This window comes from Acinetobacter sp. S4400-12 (assembly GCF_024129495.1).
In the GTDB taxonomy this organism is placed as follows: domain Bacteria; phylum Pseudomonadota; class Gammaproteobacteria; order Pseudomonadales; family Moraxellaceae; genus Acinetobacter; species Acinetobacter lwoffii_C.
In genome coordinates this window covers 1-18945 of sequence record NZ_JAMXYB010000035.1, presented here as the reverse complement: position 1 = coordinate 18945, position 18945 = coordinate 1, and the positions used below count along the sequence as shown (strand labels likewise).

16 protein-coding genes are annotated in these 18945 nt (G+C 44.8%); 6 read left to right on the top strand and 10 right to left on the bottom strand.

Going from position 1 to position 18945, the window contains the following annotated elements; translation table 11 throughout:
* Positions 1-11 precede the first annotated feature (11 nt).
* Together NI461_RS11875 and NI461_RS11870 are read right to left on the bottom strand one after the other, a co-directional pair.
* Positions 12-542: a YaeQ family protein gene (locus NI461_RS11875; protein WP_174660184.1), complete on the bottom strand. Its 531-nt coding sequence runs from the start codon at positions 540-542 to the stop codon at positions 12-14.
* Positions 543-625: 83 nt separating this feature from the next.
* Complete coding sequence (locus NI461_RS11870; protein ID WP_174660185.1) at positions 626-1645, bottom strand: GTP-binding protein; 1020 nt, start codon at positions 1643-1645, stop codon at positions 626-628.
* A 389-nt stretch (positions 1646-2034) separates the two neighbouring features.
* On the opposite strand from NI461_RS11870, the gene NI461_RS11865 reads away from it, so the two are divergent.
* Positions 2035-2247: a hypothetical protein gene (locus tag NI461_RS11865; protein WP_253157387.1), complete on the top strand. Its 213-nt coding sequence runs from the start codon at positions 2035-2037 to the stop codon at positions 2245-2247.
* A 344-nt stretch (positions 2248-2591) separates the two neighbouring features.
* Positions 2592-4199 carry a bifunctional 3-(3-hydroxy-phenyl)propionate/3-hydroxycinnamic acid hydroxylase gene (locus NI461_RS11860; protein WP_253157385.1) on the top strand — a complete coding sequence of 536 codons (1608 nt, stop codon included), beginning with the start codon at positions 2592-2594 and terminating at the stop codon, positions 4197-4199.
* 812 nt (positions 4200-5011) lie between these two features.
* Here NI461_RS11860 and NI461_RS11855 read toward each other — a convergent pair.
* The 6 genes from NI461_RS11855 to NI461_RS11830 form a co-directional block, all read right to left on the bottom strand.
* Positions 5012-5905 (bottom strand): LysR substrate-binding domain-containing protein, encoded by an 894-nt coding sequence (locus NI461_RS11855; RefSeq protein ID WP_253157383.1) that lies wholly within the window; start codon positions 5903-5905, stop codon positions 5012-5014.
* A 15-nt stretch (positions 5906-5920) separates the two neighbouring features.
* Positions 5921-7111, bottom strand: a complete 1191-nt coding sequence (locus tag NI461_RS11850; RefSeq protein WP_253157381.1) for an MFS transporter — start codon at positions 7109-7111, stop codon at positions 5921-5923.
* A gap of 26 nt (positions 7112-7137) precedes the next feature.
* Positions 7138-7710 (bottom strand): TetR/AcrR family transcriptional regulator, encoded by a 573-nt coding sequence (locus NI461_RS11845; protein WP_151204264.1) that lies wholly within the window; start codon positions 7708-7710, stop codon positions 7138-7140.
* Positions 7711-7831: 121 nt separating this feature from the next.
* On the bottom strand, positions 7832-8353 hold the full coding sequence (locus tag NI461_RS11840; RefSeq protein ID WP_151204263.1) for an acyl-CoA thioesterase: 522 nt from the start codon (positions 8351-8353) through the stop codon (positions 7832-7834).
* A gap of 284 nt (positions 8354-8637) precedes the next feature.
* Entirely contained in the window at positions 8638-8820 is a 183-nt protein-coding gene (locus NI461_RS11835) for a hypothetical protein (RefSeq protein ID WP_151204262.1), read from the bottom strand.
* 335 nt (positions 8821-9155) lie between these two features.
* A complete protein-coding gene (locus NI461_RS11830) occupies positions 9156-10145 on the bottom strand; it encodes a patatin-like phospholipase family protein (RefSeq protein ID WP_253157379.1) in 990 nt (329 codons plus the stop codon).
* Positions 10146-10267: 122 nt separating this feature from the next.
* Between NI461_RS11830 and chrA the strand changes: the two genes are divergently transcribed.
* Positions 10268-11476, top strand: a complete 1209-nt coding sequence (gene chrA, locus NI461_RS11825; RefSeq protein ID WP_253157377.1) for a chromate efflux transporter — start codon at positions 10268-10270, stop codon at positions 11474-11476.
* 223 nt (positions 11477-11699) lie between these two features.
* Here chrA and gltS read toward each other — a convergent pair whose 3' ends face one another.
* Positions 11700-12938: a sodium/glutamate symporter gene (gene gltS / locus NI461_RS11820; protein WP_151204259.1), complete on the bottom strand. Its 1239-nt coding sequence runs from the start codon at positions 12936-12938 to the stop codon at positions 11700-11702.
* An 885-nt stretch (positions 12939-13823) separates the two neighbouring features.
* Here gltS and NI461_RS11815 point away from each other — a divergent pair.
* Complete coding sequence (locus tag NI461_RS11815) at positions 13824-14531, top strand: nitroreductase (RefSeq protein WP_253157375.1); 708 nt, start codon at positions 13824-13826, stop codon at positions 14529-14531.
* 94 nt (positions 14532-14625) lie between these two features.
* On the opposite strand, the gene NI461_RS11810 is transcribed toward NI461_RS11815, so the two are convergent.
* Positions 14626-15780 (bottom strand): multidrug effflux MFS transporter, encoded by a 1155-nt coding sequence (locus tag NI461_RS11810; protein WP_253157373.1) that lies wholly within the window; start codon positions 15778-15780, stop codon positions 14626-14628.
* A gap of 179 nt (positions 15781-15959) precedes the next feature.
* Here NI461_RS11810 and yccS point away from each other — a divergent pair, with 179 nt between their 5' ends.
* Positions 15960-18134 (top strand): YccS family putative transporter, encoded by a 2175-nt coding sequence (gene yccS / locus NI461_RS11805; RefSeq protein ID WP_151204732.1) that lies wholly within the window; start codon positions 15960-15962, stop codon positions 18132-18134.
* Positions 18135-18219: 85 nt separating this feature from the next.
* A complete protein-coding gene (locus tag NI461_RS11800; RefSeq protein ID WP_151204731.1) occupies positions 18220-18780 on the top strand; it encodes a hypothetical protein in 561 nt (186 codons plus the stop codon).
* Positions 18781-18945 lie beyond the last annotated feature (165 nt).

Sequence of the window (18945 nt, the reverse complement as noted above, 5' to 3'; positions counted from 1 at the left end):
CATCCTGACGCTTATTGTAACTGTTCCCACTCGATGACCGCCTGTGCCTGATCACCAATCAAGGTCCATTCTCCATCCATGACATTGAGCTGCAATTGCATGGTTCTGGCACATAATTGCTGTATCGCGTCTGTACTTACAGGAGATAGTTTCCAGACTTCAAGATTGGACAGGGTTTTCAGTTTTGGGTTGCGCTTATACCATTCATCGACCGCTGTACCATAAGACACAATCGCCACCTGCTTGCAGCGGGCACTGGCTTTTTTCACCTTGTCTTCATCCGGACAGCCGACCTCAATCCATTTCAATAATTGACCGGTCAGGTCTTTTTCCCACAGGGCGGGTTCATCTGTTTCAAACAGGTCTTTGGTAAATTCCAGCCCTTCCTCGGCATAACGTGCAAAAGCCAAAATTCGCACCATTAAACGCTCAATCGTTTCTGAAGGATGCTGCGCCATCGTCAACTGATAATCCGCATAGTGGTGCTGATCCATGTCGGCAATATTCAGGTCTGCCTTATAAATTGTTGCTTTTAACGCCATAATATTATCCTCAAATTTGGCGCCTAGCATATAAGATTTATTCTGGCTTTGCTGCACAGATTCGGGCCTGAAGCGGACTTTTATCAGGCTTCTTTCTTTTCCGGATCAATACGACATTGCAATAAGGCAGTTTCAAATCCCAGCCAGTCCCGATCCTGCTGATAAATAATTTCAACCCGATTATCAATGCCTTCTTCAGCCGACTGATAATTAAACTGCTCCGGGTTGAAGTTAAAGCTTTTCCAGCCTTGCTGGGTATTAAAAATCCCTTTAATTCTGAGCCAGTCCTGCTGCTCACACAGCAGATCAAGCAATTCATAAAAATCGAACTGCCAGCGTTTTGGAAATTTCCAGCCGGCCACCTGATAGCCTTGGGCACGCTCGACATAATGATAAGGCAACTGCCGGATAACTACAGGTGCCTCATCAGTTTGGGAGAGCCGTGGGCGCAGCTTTAATAAAGGTTGCAGCTGGCGTGGGCTGCCCTGATAGTCCTGCTGGATTTCAGTGATGTCCAGCTGGCCTTGTTCCGCCATCAGCCAGCGCTGGGCATAAGGCTGATATTCGGCTTTTAAATGTTGCAGTGCCAGATGATCGGCCTTTGCCATCAAGTCTGGATGGGAAATCACGATAAGCTGTGCCGCTTTTAACTGATCGGCATACAGATATTGCTGGGTCCAGGCTTGATCATGCAAACGTGAGCCATCCACCACCGTAACCAGCACCTGCATCTTTAACTGACTGTGCCAGTACGGTTCTGTCAGTTGTTCTAACAGCTGTGCAGGATGACCTAAACCAGTCGGTTCAATAAACAGCCGGTCCGGTTTGGCTTCGGAAAGCAGACGCGATAAGGCGATCTGCATCGGTAACTGGCTGCTACAGCACAAACATCCACCGAGCAGCTCTTTGACGGCATAGCCTTCATCCTGACTTAATAACTGCTGGTCTACCCCTATCTGACCAAATTCGTTCATCAGCACCGCCCAAACCTCCTGTTCAGGTTTCTGAGCCAGCAGCTGTTTTAACAGGGTGGTTTTACCGGCTCCTAAAAAGCCGGAAATAATATGCACAGGAATAGCAGGTGAAGCAGCAAGAACTTTCAAAATCGACTCACAACAAATGAGATAGAAAACAGCAAACGCTGACCATTATAAAAGATGAATCTACTAAAAGGCTGATGGACAAGCACAGGAATTCAAATATGGCTCCGTTTTTTGCTTACAGAGCTTTTTTTGCTGCTTTTTATCCATCCGAATCACCCAATAACAAGTAACTCTGAAATATCTACACACATTTTTTGCTAAGCTTCTCCTATACAATTAACAAAAAACACACAACTTTCTTGGATTTGTAAATGCTCAGTTCGTTCTGGTGTGCGGCTTTTGTTAATTCATTTGCCCGGCCTATTTTCGCTGCTTAGGATGAATTCCTGTCAGGCCGGTGTGATGATCACGCTGACATGTTAAAAATGAAATAACCAAGGATACTCAACATGAAATATGCACAACTTTTACTTGCAACCACTTTAACTGCAGCAGCAGCCACCAGCTTTGCAGCAACAGAAAAAGCAGCTGAACACACGACTGAAGAACAAAAAGTAATCGTCAGTACGCAGGAAATGCCGACTTCTGGTGCAACTACAGAACAACCGGCTTCTGAAGCTGCTGCAGAAGATCAATCTTCAGCAACGCCTGCTGCTCGTTAAGCTGATCTAAACCCTCGGAATGAGAAGCATAGCCAGCACAGTAGAACTCCAGTAGGCCTCGGTCTATACGGCTGGTTATGAAAGAATGCTGAACCACGCGAGAGCGGGTTTGGCATTTTTCTTATAGATTAAAGTTCATTTACCATAGTCATAATTGATCATAAAATTGCTGTCGGCTATTAAAGAACAACAAATTAACCATTTAGAATCAATAAATTATTCTGAACCATCCAACCCTTTCTTTATTTATTTAATACACATTACCTACTATGGCCTAGCTTGTCTGAATACCCGATTTATCCCTTAATGACCCATATTGATTGTGGATTGAATGGATATTCGCTATGGGTAAAACAAATTATACAACTGAAGTCGCGATTTTAGGTGCAGGCCCAGTAGGCTTGACACTTGCCAATTACCTGAGCAAACAAGGCATACAAGTGACGGTGGTCGAACAGTTGGATAGTTTGATTGATTATCCCCGTGCCATTGGGATTGATGATGAGTCGCTGCGTACGATTCAGTCTTTAGGTCTGGTCGATCAGGTGCTTCCACATACCACACCCAACCATGCGATGCGTTTTTTAACACCTAAAGGTCGCTGTTTTGCCGATATTCAGCCCTTAACCCGTGAGTTTGGTTTCTCACGCCGTAATGCCTTTATTCAGCCTCAAGTCGACCGTGTTCTGTTAGAGGGCTTAAAACAATACAAAAAAACTGAAGTACTTTTCTCACGTCATTTGACTGACTTTAGCCAGAATGACGACGGTGTAACACTAAATGTCCAGACCAAAGAAGGCGGTACAGAAACCATTCAGGCGCAATACCTGATTGCCTGTGACGGTGGTAATTCTTATGTCCGCCGTACTCTGGGCGTGGCATTTGATGGTGAGACTGCACCCAACCAATGGATTGTAATTGATATTGAAAATGATCCGCTAGCGACCCCCCACATCTATTTATGCTGTGACCCGGTGCGTCCTTATGTGTCTGCTGCCTTGCCACACGGTATTCGCCGTTTTGAATTTATGGTCATGCCCGGTGAGACCCAAGAAGAACTCAGCCAGCCTGAAAATATTGCCAAACTGTTATCTAAGGTTTTACCAACCACCGATGGTATCGAAGTGATCCGTCAGCGTGTCTACACCCACAATGCACGTATTGCTGATAAGTTCCGTGTAGACCGTATTTTGCTGGCAGGTGATGCTGCCCACATTATGCCGGTATGGCAAGGTCAGGGCTATAACAGCGGTATGCGTGATGCCTTTAACCTGGCCTGGAAAATGGCGCTAGTCATTCAGGGCAAAGCAGGTCCGGCACTGCTTGACTCTTACCAGATTGAACGTAAAGATCATGCAAAGGCCATGATTGATCTGTCGGTGATGGCGGGTCACGTACTGGCACCACCCAAAAAATGGCAAGGTTTTGTACGTGACGGGATTGCCTATGCACTGAACTATATCAAGCCCATCAAGCAATACTTGCTGGAAATGCGCTTCAAGCCAATGCCTAAATATCATGACGGCGCACTGATTCCACACAACAGTAAAAACTCACCGGTAGGTAAAATGTTCATCCAGCCGCAGGTGCGTGTGGGATCAGGTGAAACCGTTCTGCTGGATGAAGTGATCGGGAATGATTTCGCCATCATCGCTTGGGGTGTAGATCCGAAATGGGGACTTTCAGCAGAAAACCTGCAAAAGTGGCAAAAGCTGGGCGTAAAATTTATTCAGGTGCTGCCTGCCATACAAATGGATAATCCGCAGCGTCAGCACTATGAACATGTCATCACCATTGGTGATATGGGTACAGATATTCGTGCTTGGTTCGGTCAGACGTCTGAATCTGTGGTGATCTTGCGTCCAGACCGTTTTGTGGCGGCACTTGCTATCCCACAAACCCTGAACAGCATCAGTCAGCAATTGTTCAGCAAGCTTTCGATTCAAGTTTAAGTTCCTCGAGTAGAACTCACAGAAGACCATGCCTTGGCGTGGTCTCTTCATTTCATAACCGTCAGTTTTCAATAGCCTTTTAACACTCTCTCAATAGGGAATTACACAAACTGCTGCTCTGCCTTAAACCACACGTACTCATCTTTGAAGGCAAGCTGATTAGAAATAGCATTTTCAATATAAGCCATGTCCAGCCTTATATTGCTTGATGTCTATCTGAACGCTTTAATTTATCTTCAATAGCGCGGAGCCTTTCAATATCTATTTAAATACTTGAATAGAAAGATGGTTTTTTAATTCTTAGATTGGCACCTGAAGTGCAACAGAGATTAAATTATTGGAAGCAAGCAAGAAATGGTTGTTTTGCCAAACAGGTCCATCAATTAGCGCGAAGAGCTCATGTTTCCAGTCCTAAAAAAAATCCATGATAAAAGGCAGGCCAGGTGATTTCTCGTCTTAAGCTTCAAAGCAGTCCTAAACAGATCGCTTCATCTAACAGGATAAAAATAAGGGCGGTACACTCTTTCCCCTCCTAGGTTTGGGAAATCAGAGAAACAGAAAATACGGCGCTTCTGAAACCCGTGGCCAGCTGTGCAAGAATGAAAATACCAAAGGCTTAATCCGGCCATATATTCAAAGAGGCAGTGATTTAAAGATCTAGATGGATGACTATCTCTTAGAAATCACTCAAGGCTTGAATCATCGCCCAAGAAAAAGACCCGGCTTTAAAAGTCCGAGTCAGGTATGGCAGCAACACGATATTGCATTTTCAAGGCTAATCTGCAATTTATGAAAGAGATCTGATTGAGAAATTAAAACAGATTCATATAAAACTGTTCATTCAGGATCTTTAGGATCAGTTCAATCAATTCATTTTTCTGGCCTTTACGGTAACTGGCATACAGGTCAATCATCGGTAAAGGTTCAATGGTATTTTTAACCACAATCTTGTCACCCAGTAGAGGAATCACATAAGCAGGCACCAGGCTCCAGCCCACTCCCATCCCCACCAGATTAACATTGAGCAAAATATTGGTGGATTGCTGGACCACATTCACATTAATTTTGGACTGTTGTAAAAAGTCGGTCACGATCTTGTACAGCTGGGGGGAAGCCCCTTCATCACTGATAATAAAATCCTGTTGATTCAGACTTTTGATACTGACATGACGCTGTTCAGCTATCGGGGAACTTTTGGGCACAATCAGCGCCAAAGGCTCACTAAAGATCTGCACATGTTCCAGCTCTTCGGCATTCTCGATATAACGGGTAAAAGCAATATCAATTTCCCCTTTCTTTAAGGCCCTGAACTGCTGGGCATCTGTCAGACTATGAAAATTGATTTTCACTTCCGGAAAATGTGCCCGGATGGTTGGCATGATATAAGGGAAAACTTTCATTTCCGCCACAGGTACAAAGCCGATATTGAGCTGGTCCTTATTGGCATGGGCGATTTGTCTGGCCAGCTGTATGGCACGCTCGGCATGTTCCAGACTCAATAGCGCCTCTTTTAAAAAGGCCTGTCCGGCTTCGGTCAACTCCACTTTACGGTTATTGCGTTTGAGTAACTGTACCTCGACTTCGCGTTCCAGGTCCTTAATCTGCTGGCTCAAGGAGGGTTGTACGGTATTTAATTTTTCAGCGGCGCGGGTAAAGTTCAGTTCATTCGCCACTGTCACAAAATAGCGTAAATGTCTTAATTCCATCTGCTGGTCCCTCTCTTAGCTGCCCACAATTGCATGGTATTTTTTGGCTACATATTGATGATAAACCCATAGGGTCAGCATGATTAGAATTGCACAGAAGATATAGGTCTGTTCAAAGCCCCATTGTGCAATCAGCAGTCCCATCACGATCGACCCCACAGCCAGACCGAGATCAAACAGGGTAAAGAAAGTCGAAATCGCATGGCCCATGCGCTGTTTTTCAACCGACTGAATTGCCAGAGTTTGCAAGCATGGAAATAAGGACCCATAGCCGATGCCGATAAAGATTGCTGACAACCATAATATCCACTGATTAGAAACCAGACTGACGATGAGCAGACCAATTGCGAAAAAAACAAACGAAGGATAAATCACCGCGCTTGGACCTTTGCGGTCATAAATTTTGCCCACCCAGGGACGCACCAGCAGCATCGATACAGCAAACACAATAAAAAATATTCCGGCATAAGCCAAGAGCTGCTTAGACTCACTATAAGGCGTAATAAAGCTGGTGATACTGGAATAGGAAAATGCCGTAAGTAGCGCCACAAAGCTGACTGCCAGCACCCTTAACTCCAGAATATCATGCAGACTAAACCTGGATTTTTCCGCCTTTCGCGGTGTGGCTGGAGGAAGTTCCGTGATATTCAGCATCCAGCAGAAAATCAGCCCGATGGAAATAATCACCGCCAGCAGGCCAAAGAGCACCTGAAAGCTGGTCACTTGTATGATGCTCAGCGCCAGAAGCGGCCCAAAGACCACTCCCAGATTGGTGGACATCACAAAATAGCCCATCCCCTCACCTTTACAGTGCTCCGGTATAAATTCGTTGGCTATCGGTACCGTCACGGTGGTCAGAATACTGAACCAGATTCCATGAAAAAACCGGACTGCCAGCAGGGAGCTCATACTGTCGACCAGCAGATAACTAAAGGCAAACAGGGCAAAGATCACTCCGGCAGCACGTAGAGAGACTTTTTTGCCCAGCTTTTCAATGATCAGCCCGGAAAACGGCCGGATCGCAATAGAAGATGCCAAAAACAGGGTTAAAGCCAAACCCGCTTCCTTGACCGTTCCGCCCAGATCTTTCATGATATAAATCGGCAAAATGGTCAATAAAGCAAAGTAATAAACAAACAGAAAAAAATTATTCAACAAGCAAAGAATGAATGAGCGATTCCATAACCGCTCAGGAGCAACTGACATAACACCCACTTTTAAAAGTCACACGCTCAAACAGAAACCAGCACTGGAGCTAATACAAGGTCGACCAGCTTCTGAATATAGACTTCATCCGGCAGCCGGTTAAAAAAGATAATCTGATAATGAATCGGGCCATACAGGCTATCCAGCATCAGATCAAAAGGATAATCTGCCCGGATCTCACCGCGCTGAATGGCCTGTTGCAGTAATTCATGGGTCTGCTGGCGACGCGGCAATAAATACTGCTGAAAAAACTCACTCGTCAATTCCCGATGATCCGCAATCACCACCAGCAAGGCCCGCCCCACTGGATGATTTAAAGCCTGGGCAAGCAGGCTTAACTGCTGGATCAAATTGGTTCTCAAGCTTTCTTCTGCATTCAGTTCAAATACCGAAGCGGTATGCTGCTTGAAAGTATCCAGCACCAGTTCCGATTTATGTTTCCACCAGCGATAAATGGTTGATTTTCCCACGCCTGCCCGGGCAGCAATATCTTCAACAGTCAGCTGGGAATAGTCACCTTCAGTCAAAGCCTGCTTGACTGCCTGTAAAATCTCGTCCTGACGGCGTGAGGATTTTTCTTCCACCTTTAAAAGCTCCACAATCGAAACGATACGTATCGTTTCATATTAAGATAAAAATAAAGGCCCGACTAGAGCCTGTATTTGGTTTTCATCAAAAAGACCTTTCAAAAAAAGGCTTTTTTCATGACAACTTCACTATTTAGCTATGGGCAGTTTTTTTATAAATGCTGCAGGATGGATGATGATTTTCCTGCAAGCGGGCCACTTTACGTTGCTCTGCAGCTTCAAAACGGCAGCGTTTCCAGTCATTATCGAGTTTCAGCGGTGGAATCTGTTTTGGCTTACCATTTTCATCAACTGCAACCATGGTGAAATAACAGCTATTGGTATGACGTACAGTACGTTTTTGAATATTCTGTGCTTCTACACGAATACCAATTTCCATAGAAGTACGACCAACATGATTCACACTGGCCAGGAAAGTCACCAATTCACCGACATGAATCGGCTCTTTAAAATTCACCTTGTCTACAGATAGGGTCACGACATAACTGCCCGAATAGCGGCTGGCACAAGCATAAGCCACTTGGTCCAGTAGTTTCAGAATGGTGCCCCCATGAACATTTCCTGAAAAATTCGCCATATCTGGTGTCATCAGAACGGACATCGTTAACTCAGACTGGTCATCCGATACTGGGGCAATTTGATCTAAAAGGGTCATCGTTTTTTCTGAACTCTTTGAATGACAATGATATAGGTCATTATTATATCAATTTTAACATAAATAAAATGTTCAATTCGGCAAATAAAACATCACAATTATTTATACAGAAAATTACTTTATATAGAAAAAAGTATATTTAATTATTTCTATCGCATTTTCAGCATGCAGAAAATAAGCTTAAATTAAATAAGAGTTTATTTAAGGCAAATAAACGACCTATATTTGAATTGCACTTTATCAGCAAATACTCGACTTTAATCAGCAGCACTTTAATGCTTAAGCTATTTTTCTTCCTCGACCCGTTTGAGCATTTCTCGAGCAACCTTTTCATAATTGAGTATTTGCTGCCCATCAAGTGTGGTTTCAATATCAACCGAACCATCTGCATGCACAGCAGTTACGGTGAAAATATAAGATTCAAATTGTGCCAGTTTAACGTGTTGTCCAATTTCAATATGATTCATAAAGCTCTCAAATTTTTTAGTATTCATTAAAATACATTCTGGCATGCAGATTATGTTTTTGAAATATTTGCTTAACTTAAGTCTATAAACAAATATGTTAAAAGTTCAAATTAACATCAATAGAGTTTTATAAAAACATTATATTTTTATAATTCAATCTCTTGTATTTAATTATATTCTATATCTTGTGAATATATCAGCAATAAATAGCTGAGGGAGATAATCAGCTCATAGACAAAAACGATAGCCCTGCTCAGTATCTGGAGGAGATCTAGTTCCAACAGCTTTCATCCCGTATTCAAAAAGAGGAAAAGATCGGCTGATTTTCCAAAATGTTATTGTGCTTCATGGGTCAACAACTGGGGAATACGATGTCCGCGAATATAATTATGCTTTTGATAAACTTGGGCAATCTCGGTTAGCTTGTATTGGGTCGCCTCAATTCCGGCCTGCATCGTCATTTCCCGACCGCGTACATCGAAAATATGGCCTTTCTCACGCAAGTCCGGCTGAATGACGACATCGGCATATTGCAGCTCTTCATGGGCCAGACGCTGCTGCATAATATTAATATTCTGGTTAAACAGTCCCCAGACATTGCTGGTTTCGGTGTGTATAGGCTGTGCCAGTATATCCACGGCGATAACAATATCGGCGCCGAGTTCACGTGCAACCTTAACCGGTACCGGACTCACTAGCCCGCCATCCACATACTCCTGACCCTGAATCAGCGTGGGAATAAACATGCTCGGAATGGATACGGATGCACGTACCGCCTGTCCAGTATTGCCATAATTAAAGACCACCTTTTTGCCTTCTTTAAGTGCTGTTGCCACCACAAACATTGGAATTTTCATGTCCTGCAGCGGCATCTGGTCAACCTGCAGATTGACATAGTCTTCGACCTTTTTACCATCAAAGAAGCCTTTCAGGTCCAAACGGATGTCCCGGACATCATTCGCTTTCATGTTAAGGGCAATATTGCGTAATTCAATTGCCGGCTTACCGCTGGCATAGATGGATCCGACCAGACTGCCGGCACTGGTACCTACAATAAAGTCGGGACGGATGCCCGCCTGCTCCAGCACCTCAATCGCACCAATATGCGCATACCCACGCGCCCCGCCACTACCTAAGACCAGGGCAACAATCGGCCGCTGTTCGGTTTTTTTTATCTTCCAGAAATTAATGAGATGTGGACGTGACTGGGCTTCTATAATGACAGCAGACTGTAAATGATTGGTCAAAGATGTCATGGGCACAGTTTGGCAACCACCAAGCACCACCACACTTATAATGACCAGACTCAATACATAATTCTGCATGTAGCGAAGACCTTCCTCACCCAAAACAGCATAGTGTATAAACACATGCGCAAATAATCTGTAGAATTTCGTAAAACTGTCATACAGTTGGCTTAGCTTATCTATATTTTTGCAGCAACTGTATGACTCGACCTTCGTTATACCAGATTTTCCTGATTTTCCTACAACTTGGCTGTGTTTCCTTTGGCGGACCTGCCGCCCATCTGGTATTTTTTCACCGTAAATTTGTCATGCAGTTAAAGTGGATAGACGACCCGCTATATGGTCAGCTGGTAGCGCTGGCCCATCTGCTTCCGGGTCCAAGTAGCAGTCAGGTCGGTCTTTCCATTGGTTATCTACAGCGAGGTTATGCCGGCGCATTGATGGCCTGGCTGGGATTCACCCTCCCTTCTGCGATGCTCATGACAGGCATTGCACTGCTAGAACAGCATTATTTTTATATCTTAGATGCAAATAGCTTTCACACCCTGCAACTCGTGGTTTTCGCTGTGATCGCCTGGGCGTTCTGGCAGATGTTGAACAGTCTCTGTAAAACGGCCTGGCAATATGCCGTGGTGCTGATCTCGACCCTTTTGCTTGTGGTGATCAGCGTCAGTTTTAACCAGCTTTTAGTAATTCTGCTGGGAGCCATCAGTGGCCTGCTCATGGCCAGGTCTGGGCCAGCGTCTGCTCAACAGCCAAATGCAGAGCATGCTCCAGCCATTGATTCAGCATTTGCCAGAAAGTCTGCTGCACCTTATTGGCTGCTTATCTTTATCGCGCCCTTTTTACTGCTTCCGCTTATTGTCCACTTCACTGAATGGAAAAGTCTGCAATTTTTCGCAGATTTCTATCAGACCGGTTCCTTGGTCTTTGGGGGAGGCCATGTGGTTTTACCACTGCTCTATCAGGATTTCGTGGCCACACATCTAGTTTCCGGGCCGTCATTTGACTTGGGTTATGCCTTCGCCCAGCTGATGCCCGGTCCCCTGTTTAGCTTTGCCAGTTATGTGGGTGCCTTGCTTCCATGGACAGCCTTTCCCTGGCTCAATGCCCTTCTTGCCACTTGTGCGATTTTTCTGCCCTCGTTTTTGCTGGTCTTTGCCGCCCTGCCTTACTGGTCCTGGCTGATGCAACAACGCTATATTCAGCGGGCAGTTAGTGGCATCAATGCAGCTGTGGTGGGTTTGTTATTGTATTTATTGCTCGATCTGTCGCAGCGTTCTTTCAGCTCTTGGTCGGATCTGCTATTTGTCCTCCTCATGATGTTATTGCTTCGTTCCAAATTGCCGGTCTGGGCGAGCCTGATCAGCGGTTTTATCATCTATCAGGGCTATCTCCACTATTTTTAAATCTCTTTTCCTATTTCCAGCCAGTAAAAAAGCCCCGAACCAGTCGGGGCTTTTGCTGCCAAGTTTTAGCAGCTCTTTAAATTGACTTGATCTTGGTGTTTAGCAGAATAGCCATGCTGGAACAGTTCGCTCTGCGCCTTGATTAACAAAATTGCAATCAGGTACATACTGGTCATTATTTCCATTAACCGATCTGCATTCCCAAAGTTTTGTATACAAAAAATTATATAAAGAACTTTAGAATCATCTGAATGACCGTTGCATTGATCAGGTCAACAAAGAATGCACCACATAGCGGCACAATCAGGAACGCCTTATGCGATGGGCCATAGGTATTGGTGATCGCCTGCATGTTGGCTACCGCAGTCGGAGTCGCCCCCATGCCAAAACCACAGTGACCGGCTGCCAGTACCGCAGCATCATAGTTTTTACCCATCACACGGAAGGTAATGAAACCTGCATATAAGGCCATAGTTAAGGTCTGCGCCCCCAAAATCACCATCAATGGTCCTGCAAGATCTGCCAGTTGCCAGAGTTTTAAAGAAAGCAATGCCATCGCCAGATAAAGCGACAAGGACGCATTTCCAAAAACATCAATCGCCCGGTCAAAGACCTGAACTTTAAAAATACCTTCCAGCACATTACGCAAAATCACACCGCCTGCCAGCGCCCATACGAAAGTCGGCAGCTCGAATGCCGTCCCTCGGCTAAAACCGGTCATAAATTCTGCAAATGCCAGACAACCGGCAAACAGGCCTAGCGTTGTAATTGCGTTATCCGCGGTAATCAGACGTACCTGATGTGGATATTCAAATGGAATATATTCCGTAGAATTAATATCCATCGGGGTATTGTTGCGCTTTTCAATCTGCTGGTTGGTACGCTCAGTCGCCAGATTGTGACGGTTAATCAGAAGCCTAGCCAAAGGTCCACCAATGATTCCGCCAATAATCAGGCCAAAAGTCGCACTGGCCATTCCCAGTGCAAGCGCACCCTGAATACCGTGCTGAACTTCCAGAATTTCACCCCATGCTCCTGCTGTACCATGTCCCCCGGTCAAGGTAATTGAACCCGCAATCAGACCAATCAGCGGATCGATGCCCAGCAAGGTCGCCAGACTGATCCCTACGACGTTTTGTATCACAATGAATGTAGAAATCGCCATCAGGAAGATCACCAGCCCAATCCCGCCTTCACGTAGTTTGGAAAAGTTGGCGCTCAGACCGATTGAGGAGAAGAAAATTAGCATAAAACTGGTTTGCAATTGGGCACTTGTGGTAATGCTATAACCCCAGAATGTGTGTACCAGCAATGAGAGAATCGCTGCAACCAGACCACCTGCTACAGGCTCAGGAATGTTGTAACGTTTTAAGAATTCGATTTTATTGACCAGGAAACGTCCGAGTAACAGCACGATAGCTGCCGCGATCAAGGTATAAAATGCGTTAAAAGTAAAATCCATAATTTTTGCCCAAGATGATCTGGAGTTTTTTGTCGTTCTAAAAGTCACTTTATGTTGCAGTCTGCTTGCAACCTACGATGACTACGCCAGAAATGCCTCGAAGTCATCTCTCACTTTTAGAATCACAAAACGCTTAATCATCCCTTTCAAACTTATGAATATCATCATGATGATCATATTCAATAAATGAGAGATTTATAAAAGCGAAAAAACAGCCTGTCTTTCAACTTCATGCCTGCTCAAAACGAGCAGTTAATTATATGAAAGCTGATGAATCACTGTCATTTACTACCCAAAAATATTTTACATTTTTCTGAGCGCTTTCAACCTAATTGGCTTAAAATAAGCCGTTTGGAATAACTTTATTTTAAGTAGATCTTAGCCATGTAAAGCTGAATTTCTTCAAAGCACATGTATTCAGATGAAAAGTCGCACATTATGCTGTTTCTTTGTATAAAGTTTTATTATTTTTTATTAGAAATAGTTAAATCACCTATAAAAAATTATTATAAGTTATTATTTCTTATATAAAATTTAGCATTTATTAATTCAAATAAACTCTTAATCTCTACATTCAAATTTGATCTTCTGGCTACTTTAGTCGTCTACCATCTGGAACTTTCCAGGAGCTTAAAGGCCTCAAGAGATGCCTGTTATCACGCTTTCAGCCGCTTATAAGAGCTTGCAGCAGTTTATCCTGCATATTATGACCCTAATAGATCACTTAAAAAATCAGGAGATTTAGCTCTTGAAACAGGCATTTTAATTCCCCTCAGAATGAAAAAAATTATAACAGCTCATCACGTTATTCACTTTGTGCCCACCAAACTGTTTGTTTAGTTTATAGTCATTCAAAATCGTAAGGATATAAGATTGGATATCAAAATGGATCAAAACCTCGTTCGTGCAGTAGACCACACCATTTGCTCACGTCATTCCGTGCGTGCTTTTTTAGATACGCCGGTCAGCACCGAGCTGCTCAAAGATATTTTAACCGTTGCGAGTCGTGCACCTTCAGGAACCAATATCCAGCCCTGGAAAGTGTATGTGCTGACAGGCAAGAAGCGGGATGAACTGGTACAACAGGTGTGTCAGGCGCAAATCGAATTACAGGCTAATCCTGCGCTAGCAGAACACTATGGCGAAACTTTCTCCTATTATCCGCAGCAATGGTTTTCGCCTTTTATAGAACGTCGTCGTGAAAATGGCTGGGGCTTATATGGCCTGCTCAACATTCAAAAAGGCGAAAAAGAGAAGATGGCTCGTCAACAGCTGCGAAATTATGAACTGTTTGATGCACCGGTAGGGCTCTTCTTTACTTTACATAAGGCGCTGGGCATCGGCTCTAAAATGGATGTTTCCATGATGATCCAAAATGTCATGATTGCCGCCAAAGCGCGTGGCCTGGATACCTGTCCACAAGCTGCCTGGAATCCTTTTAATCAGCTTGTGCTGGAAGTGGTCGGTGCAGGACAAGAGGAAGAACTGATTTGTGGCATGGCGCTGGGTTATGCCGACCCTGATCATATTATCAACAGCTATATCACACCGCGTGTTCCGGTAGAGGAATTCGCAGTATTTTTAAATCACTGATTAAGAAGTTTTGTTTTACTCAAAAAGCCAGGGACAAAGCCCTTGGCTTTTTTTTACACTCCACCGCTTTGATGCCTTCTTTAGGCTCGATTGCTCAGGCTAATTTAAACTGCATCCGTATTGCAATACACACCAGCAAGGTCATCACCAAAGCCATATTCAATAATGCATTCCAGAGTAAAAAGTTGAGTAAAACCCCACCCAACAAGCCGCAGGTAAATTGCATACTGCCGATAATGGCACTGGCGGTGCCCGCTCGCGCGCCCTGTTCGGACATGGCCAGTGCCATCGCATTAGGACCGGTAAAACCCACTGCCGCCACGACCAAAAACAGGGCGACCAGAACGGGAACGACTGACTGAGTATCCAGCAGCCCCATAATGAGTAAAGCACTCACCCCAAGGGCTTGTAGCCATAGTCCCAGTTGAAGTCGCTCGCGTATCGAGAAACGTCCCACCAGATGTTTATTAAGCGCTGAAGATAACATGATCCCCATCGCATTTACTCCAAATGCATAGGCAAACTGCTGTTCACTCAGCTGGTAACGGTCCATAAAAATAGCCGAAGAGGCACTGATATAACTGAACATGATGCCACCCGACAGACAGCCTACCAGCATTGGATGCCGAAAACTCTCGTCCTGAAAAATGGTACGGTACAGACTTAATACCTGCTGAAAGTTCAGTTTCAGCTGCTGTTCCGGCTTTAGCGTTTCTTCAAACAGAAAATGTACGCAAGCCAGCATAAACAGGCCACTCATCATGAGGACCACAAAGATCATGTGCCAATCATAAAAAATCAAAACCCAAGCGCCCAAGCTGGGTGCAACAATCGGTGCGATACTGGTCACAATCATCATGCTGGCAAAAGCTTGAGCGGCCGACTGCATATCCAGACGGTCACGAATCGCAGCACGCACCATGACCACGCCTACACAGCCGCCTAAGGCCTGCAAAATCCGCGCTGCAATCAGGCTCCACTCATTCTGGGCAAAGATACACAACACGCTCGCCACAATATAAAGACAGAGCCCGAAATACAGCGGCGGCTTACGTCCAACCCGGTCACTGATCGGACCATAAATCAGCTGCCCAAGCGCCAGCCCCAGAAAATAGGCAGGTAAACTGTTAGCGACCATCTGGGTACTGACCCCAAAGTCTGCGGCCATTTCTGGCAAGGCAGACAGATACATATCAATGGATAAAGGCCCCAATGCAGTCAGCGAAGCCAATAAAATAATCCAGGACATACGATAAGGCTACTGTACTGTATTGCTTGAGTTCATGATTTAAGATTTAACGCGATGAATGCAGACAAGTTAACACAGCACATAGTATGATTTATATGGAAATTAAATGTTATCGAGATCGCATTTTTACGCGAATATTCACTCTCCCCCACACCAGACCGAAGGATAAAGGATCACCGTTGAAATCTTGGCTTAATCATCTTAAACGCACCACTTATAATACGACCTTGATGTATAACCTGCGTATGCTGGTCGCGTTTATAGGCACAGCCTTTGTGCCCTATTTTATGGGGCAGCAATTAATGACTATTCCCCTCACCTTGGGAGTGGTAGCAGCTGGCTTAAGCGATATTGATGACCGCTTTTCGGTGCGCATCCTGAATCAACTGTATACCTATCTCGGTTTCTTTATAACCGCTGTTGGTGTGTATCTACTATTTCCTTATCCGATTCTGTTTGCGCTGGCTTTAATTGTCTCCTGTATAGCCCTGATTCTGCTCGGTTCACTGGGACGGCGTTATGCCACAATTTCGTATGGCTGTCTGGTGGTGTCCGTCTATTCCATGCTGGGCGTTGACCTGTTTGATGGCTGGTATGTGCAGGCCGGCTTATTGGTGATTGGGGCCATGTGGTATGGTCTGCTCTCCACCTTAAGCTTTCTCTTCTTTCCGGCGCATCGTGCGCAGGATAGTCTGGCCAAATGCTATGCCTCACTGGGTGACTTTCTATATGCCAAGTCCAATCTGTTTGATGTCGACATGACCCCGAATAGCTATCAGCAGAGTATCATTGAGCTATCTCTGGAAAATGGCAAACTCATTTCGATTTTTAATGAAATGAAAACAGTGCTGTTAACCCGCCTGAAAGGTGACCGTGGGCAGAAGGACACCCGCCGCAGCCTGCAATACTATTTTGTCGCGCAGGATATTCATGAGCGGGCCGATTCGGCACATATTGACTACCAGAAACTGGCCAAGCTGTTTGAACACAGTGATGTGCTGTTTCGTTTTCAACGCATCCTGTCCCTACAGGCCAAAGCCTGTAAGGACCTGGCGGATAGTATTCAGCTCCGCACCACCTATGTACATAACAAGCGTTTCAAACATGCCTTTGGCAATCTGAGACAGTCTCTGGAAAAGCTACGACAAGAACAGCAATATGATCAGGTCTGGGTAAATGCCTTATTTTCGCTCTATCAAAACCTGAAGTCGATTGATGCCCAGCTGCGTAATCTGGAAACTGAGCGTCATATCAAATTTGACCGGGCCAAGTATATTGACCACCAGCTGAAAGATGATGATCTTAAAGGCTGGGAGGATATTAAAATACGGATCAAGCAGCATCTGACACCTGAATCCGTGCTGTTCCGGCATGCCATTCGCCTGTCGATTGTGCTGCTGATCAGTTATATCTTTGTGCAGCTAACCGATATTGAATACGGTTACTGGATTCTGCTGACGGCCCTGTTTGTCAGCCAGCCTAACTTTAACGCCACCAAGCGCCGCTTACGTTTACGCATTATTGGGACGCTGGCCGGTATTACGCTGGGTTATGCGATTTTGTATTTTGTGCCGTCAGTAGAAGGACAGTTATTACTGCTGGTCATCAGTGGTATTTTATTCTTTGAATTACGCAGCAAACAGTATGCTCAGGCCACGGCCTTTATTACCATTTTGGCCCTGATTAACTTTAACCTGGATGGAATGGGCTTTGCCGCAGCCTTCCCGCGCATGATCGACACCCTGATTGGCTGTGCGATTGCCTGGTTTGGGGTGAGCTTTATCTTCCCCGACTGGAAATTCCGTCGTCTACCGCGCAGCATCAATCGTACCCTACAAGCCGAGTGTGATTATCTGGGCGAAGTAATTGAACAGTATAAGTCAGGACGCAATAATGGCCTGAAATATCGGGTGGTGCGCCGCGCTGCGCATAATACCGATGCTGAAGTGGCTTCGCTGATTTCAACCTTGGCCACTGAACCCGACTTCGATCCGCAGCAAAAATCACTGGCTTTTGAGTTCTTATGCCTGAACCATACCTTTATCAGCTATATTGCGGCCTTGGGTGCGCATCGGGAAAAAATTCAGGATCAGGATATTTTGGACTTGCTCGACAAGGCGCTGATCGATATTCACGGTGCATTGCTGCATGATGAAATGCCGGATCTGAGTGCTCCCAAGATGCTGCTGGATATTCGTCAGCGCCTGTCCGACAATCGGGAAGATGACCAAAAGTCATTGATCATCTTACAGCAACTGTCGCTGATCTTTAGTATTCTGAATCAACTCAGTCAGTTAAAGCAAAGTTTAAGCCATGAGCACGATCAACAGGCTACCGAACTGGCTTCCCTATAATTTGACTGATTTTGGAACAATATACTCACTGAATGCATCCAATTAATGCTAAACTTTTTAAAGTTTTAAATCTGTTAATTTCATTATGACCGCGAAAAATTTATACGCTTATACCCTACAGCCTGTGAACTATGAAATTTCAGAAGCAGAGCAGCGCCATGCTCAGCTGACGATCTGGCGTAGCACCAATAAAATTGGCATGAAAGCCTGGCTGATCATGGGTGTTATTGTGGCCCTTTCCATTCTGGGTATTATTCTGCTCAAGAACTATTCGACCGTCTTCTGCTGGGTGGCGATTGTCTGTGTGGTGCTGTACTACCTGATTCGTACATTTGGCATGGAATGGTATGTCAAACGCAAGATGAATGAATTTCCAGTTCAGGAAATCAAGGGCATTCGTCTAGGCGTACAACCGCATGGCCTCGTGATGCGCCAGAAAATGGGCATGCAGGAAGGTGTGGGTGCAATTGGCTGGAAAGATATTTACGAGTGGTATAACACCCCTGAATTTATCCTAGTCAATTTCAAGGTAAAGGGCCAACAAGGTGCCTATATTCTGCCAAAACGTATGGACAGCAAGAATTTCTCTTTTGCCACCATCCGCAAACATCTACAAGCTGAAGTGGGCGAGCCGAAGCAGATCTAAATAGAAGTGAAGCTCAAAAACCTCCTGCCCGGGCATGGAGGTTTTTTTACAATATTTTTTTATAAAAAATTACCTAACCTGAGTTCGATGAAATCCACTTAGCCTTTTAACATATTTTGGAAAGTTGGCTTATTGGGATTCAAACAATAAGCCACTACAGCAGCC

What these genes read in the sequence shown, in the direction of transcription:
- NI461_RS11875 (WP_174660184.1), bottom strand. Translation starts at nt 542, where the DNA reads ATGGCGTTAAAAGCAACAATTTATAAGGCAGACCTGAATATTGCCGAC.
- NI461_RS11800 (WP_151204731.1), top strand. Translation starts at nt 18,220, where the DNA reads ATGACCGCGAAAAATTTATACGCTTATACCCTACAGCCTGTGAACTAT.
- gltS (WP_151204259.1), bottom strand. Translation starts at nt 12,938, where the DNA reads ATGGATTTTACTTTTAACGCATTTTATACCTTGATCGCGGCAGCTATC.
- NI461_RS11860 (WP_253157385.1), top strand. Translation starts at nt 2,592, where the DNA reads ATGGGTAAAACAAATTATACAACTGAAGTCGCGATTTTAGGTGCAGGC.
- NI461_RS11850 (WP_253157381.1), bottom strand. Translation starts at nt 7,111, where the DNA reads ATGTCAGTTGCTCCTGAGCGGTTATGGAATCGCTCATTCATTCTTTGC.
- NI461_RS11815 (WP_253157375.1), top strand. Translation starts at nt 13,824, where the DNA reads ATGGATCAAAACCTCGTTCGTGCAGTAGACCACACCATTTGCTCACGT.
- NI461_RS11835 (WP_151204262.1), bottom strand. Translation starts at nt 8,820, where the DNA reads ATGAATCATATTGAAATTGGACAACACGTTAAACTGGCACAATTTGAA.
- chrA (WP_253157377.1), top strand. Translation starts at nt 10,268, where the DNA reads ATGACTCGACCTTCGTTATACCAGATTTTCCTGATTTTCCTACAACTT.
- NI461_RS11865 (WP_253157387.1), top strand. Translation starts at nt 2,035, where the DNA reads ATGAAATATGCACAACTTTTACTTGCAACCACTTTAACTGCAGCAGCA.
- NI461_RS11810 (WP_253157373.1), bottom strand. Translation starts at nt 15,780, where the DNA reads ATGTCCTGGATTATTTTATTGGCTTCGCTGACTGCATTGGGGCCTTTA.
- NI461_RS11830 (WP_253157379.1), bottom strand. Translation starts at nt 10,145, where the DNA reads ATGCAGAATTATGTATTGAGTCTGGTCATTATAAGTGTGGTGGTGCTT.
- NI461_RS11840 (WP_151204263.1), bottom strand. Translation starts at nt 8,353, where the DNA reads ATGACCCTTTTAGATCAAATTGCCCCAGTATCGGATGACCAGTCTGAG.
- NI461_RS11855 (WP_253157383.1), bottom strand. Translation starts at nt 5,905, where the DNA reads ATGGAATTAAGACATTTACGCTATTTTGTGACAGTGGCGAATGAACTG.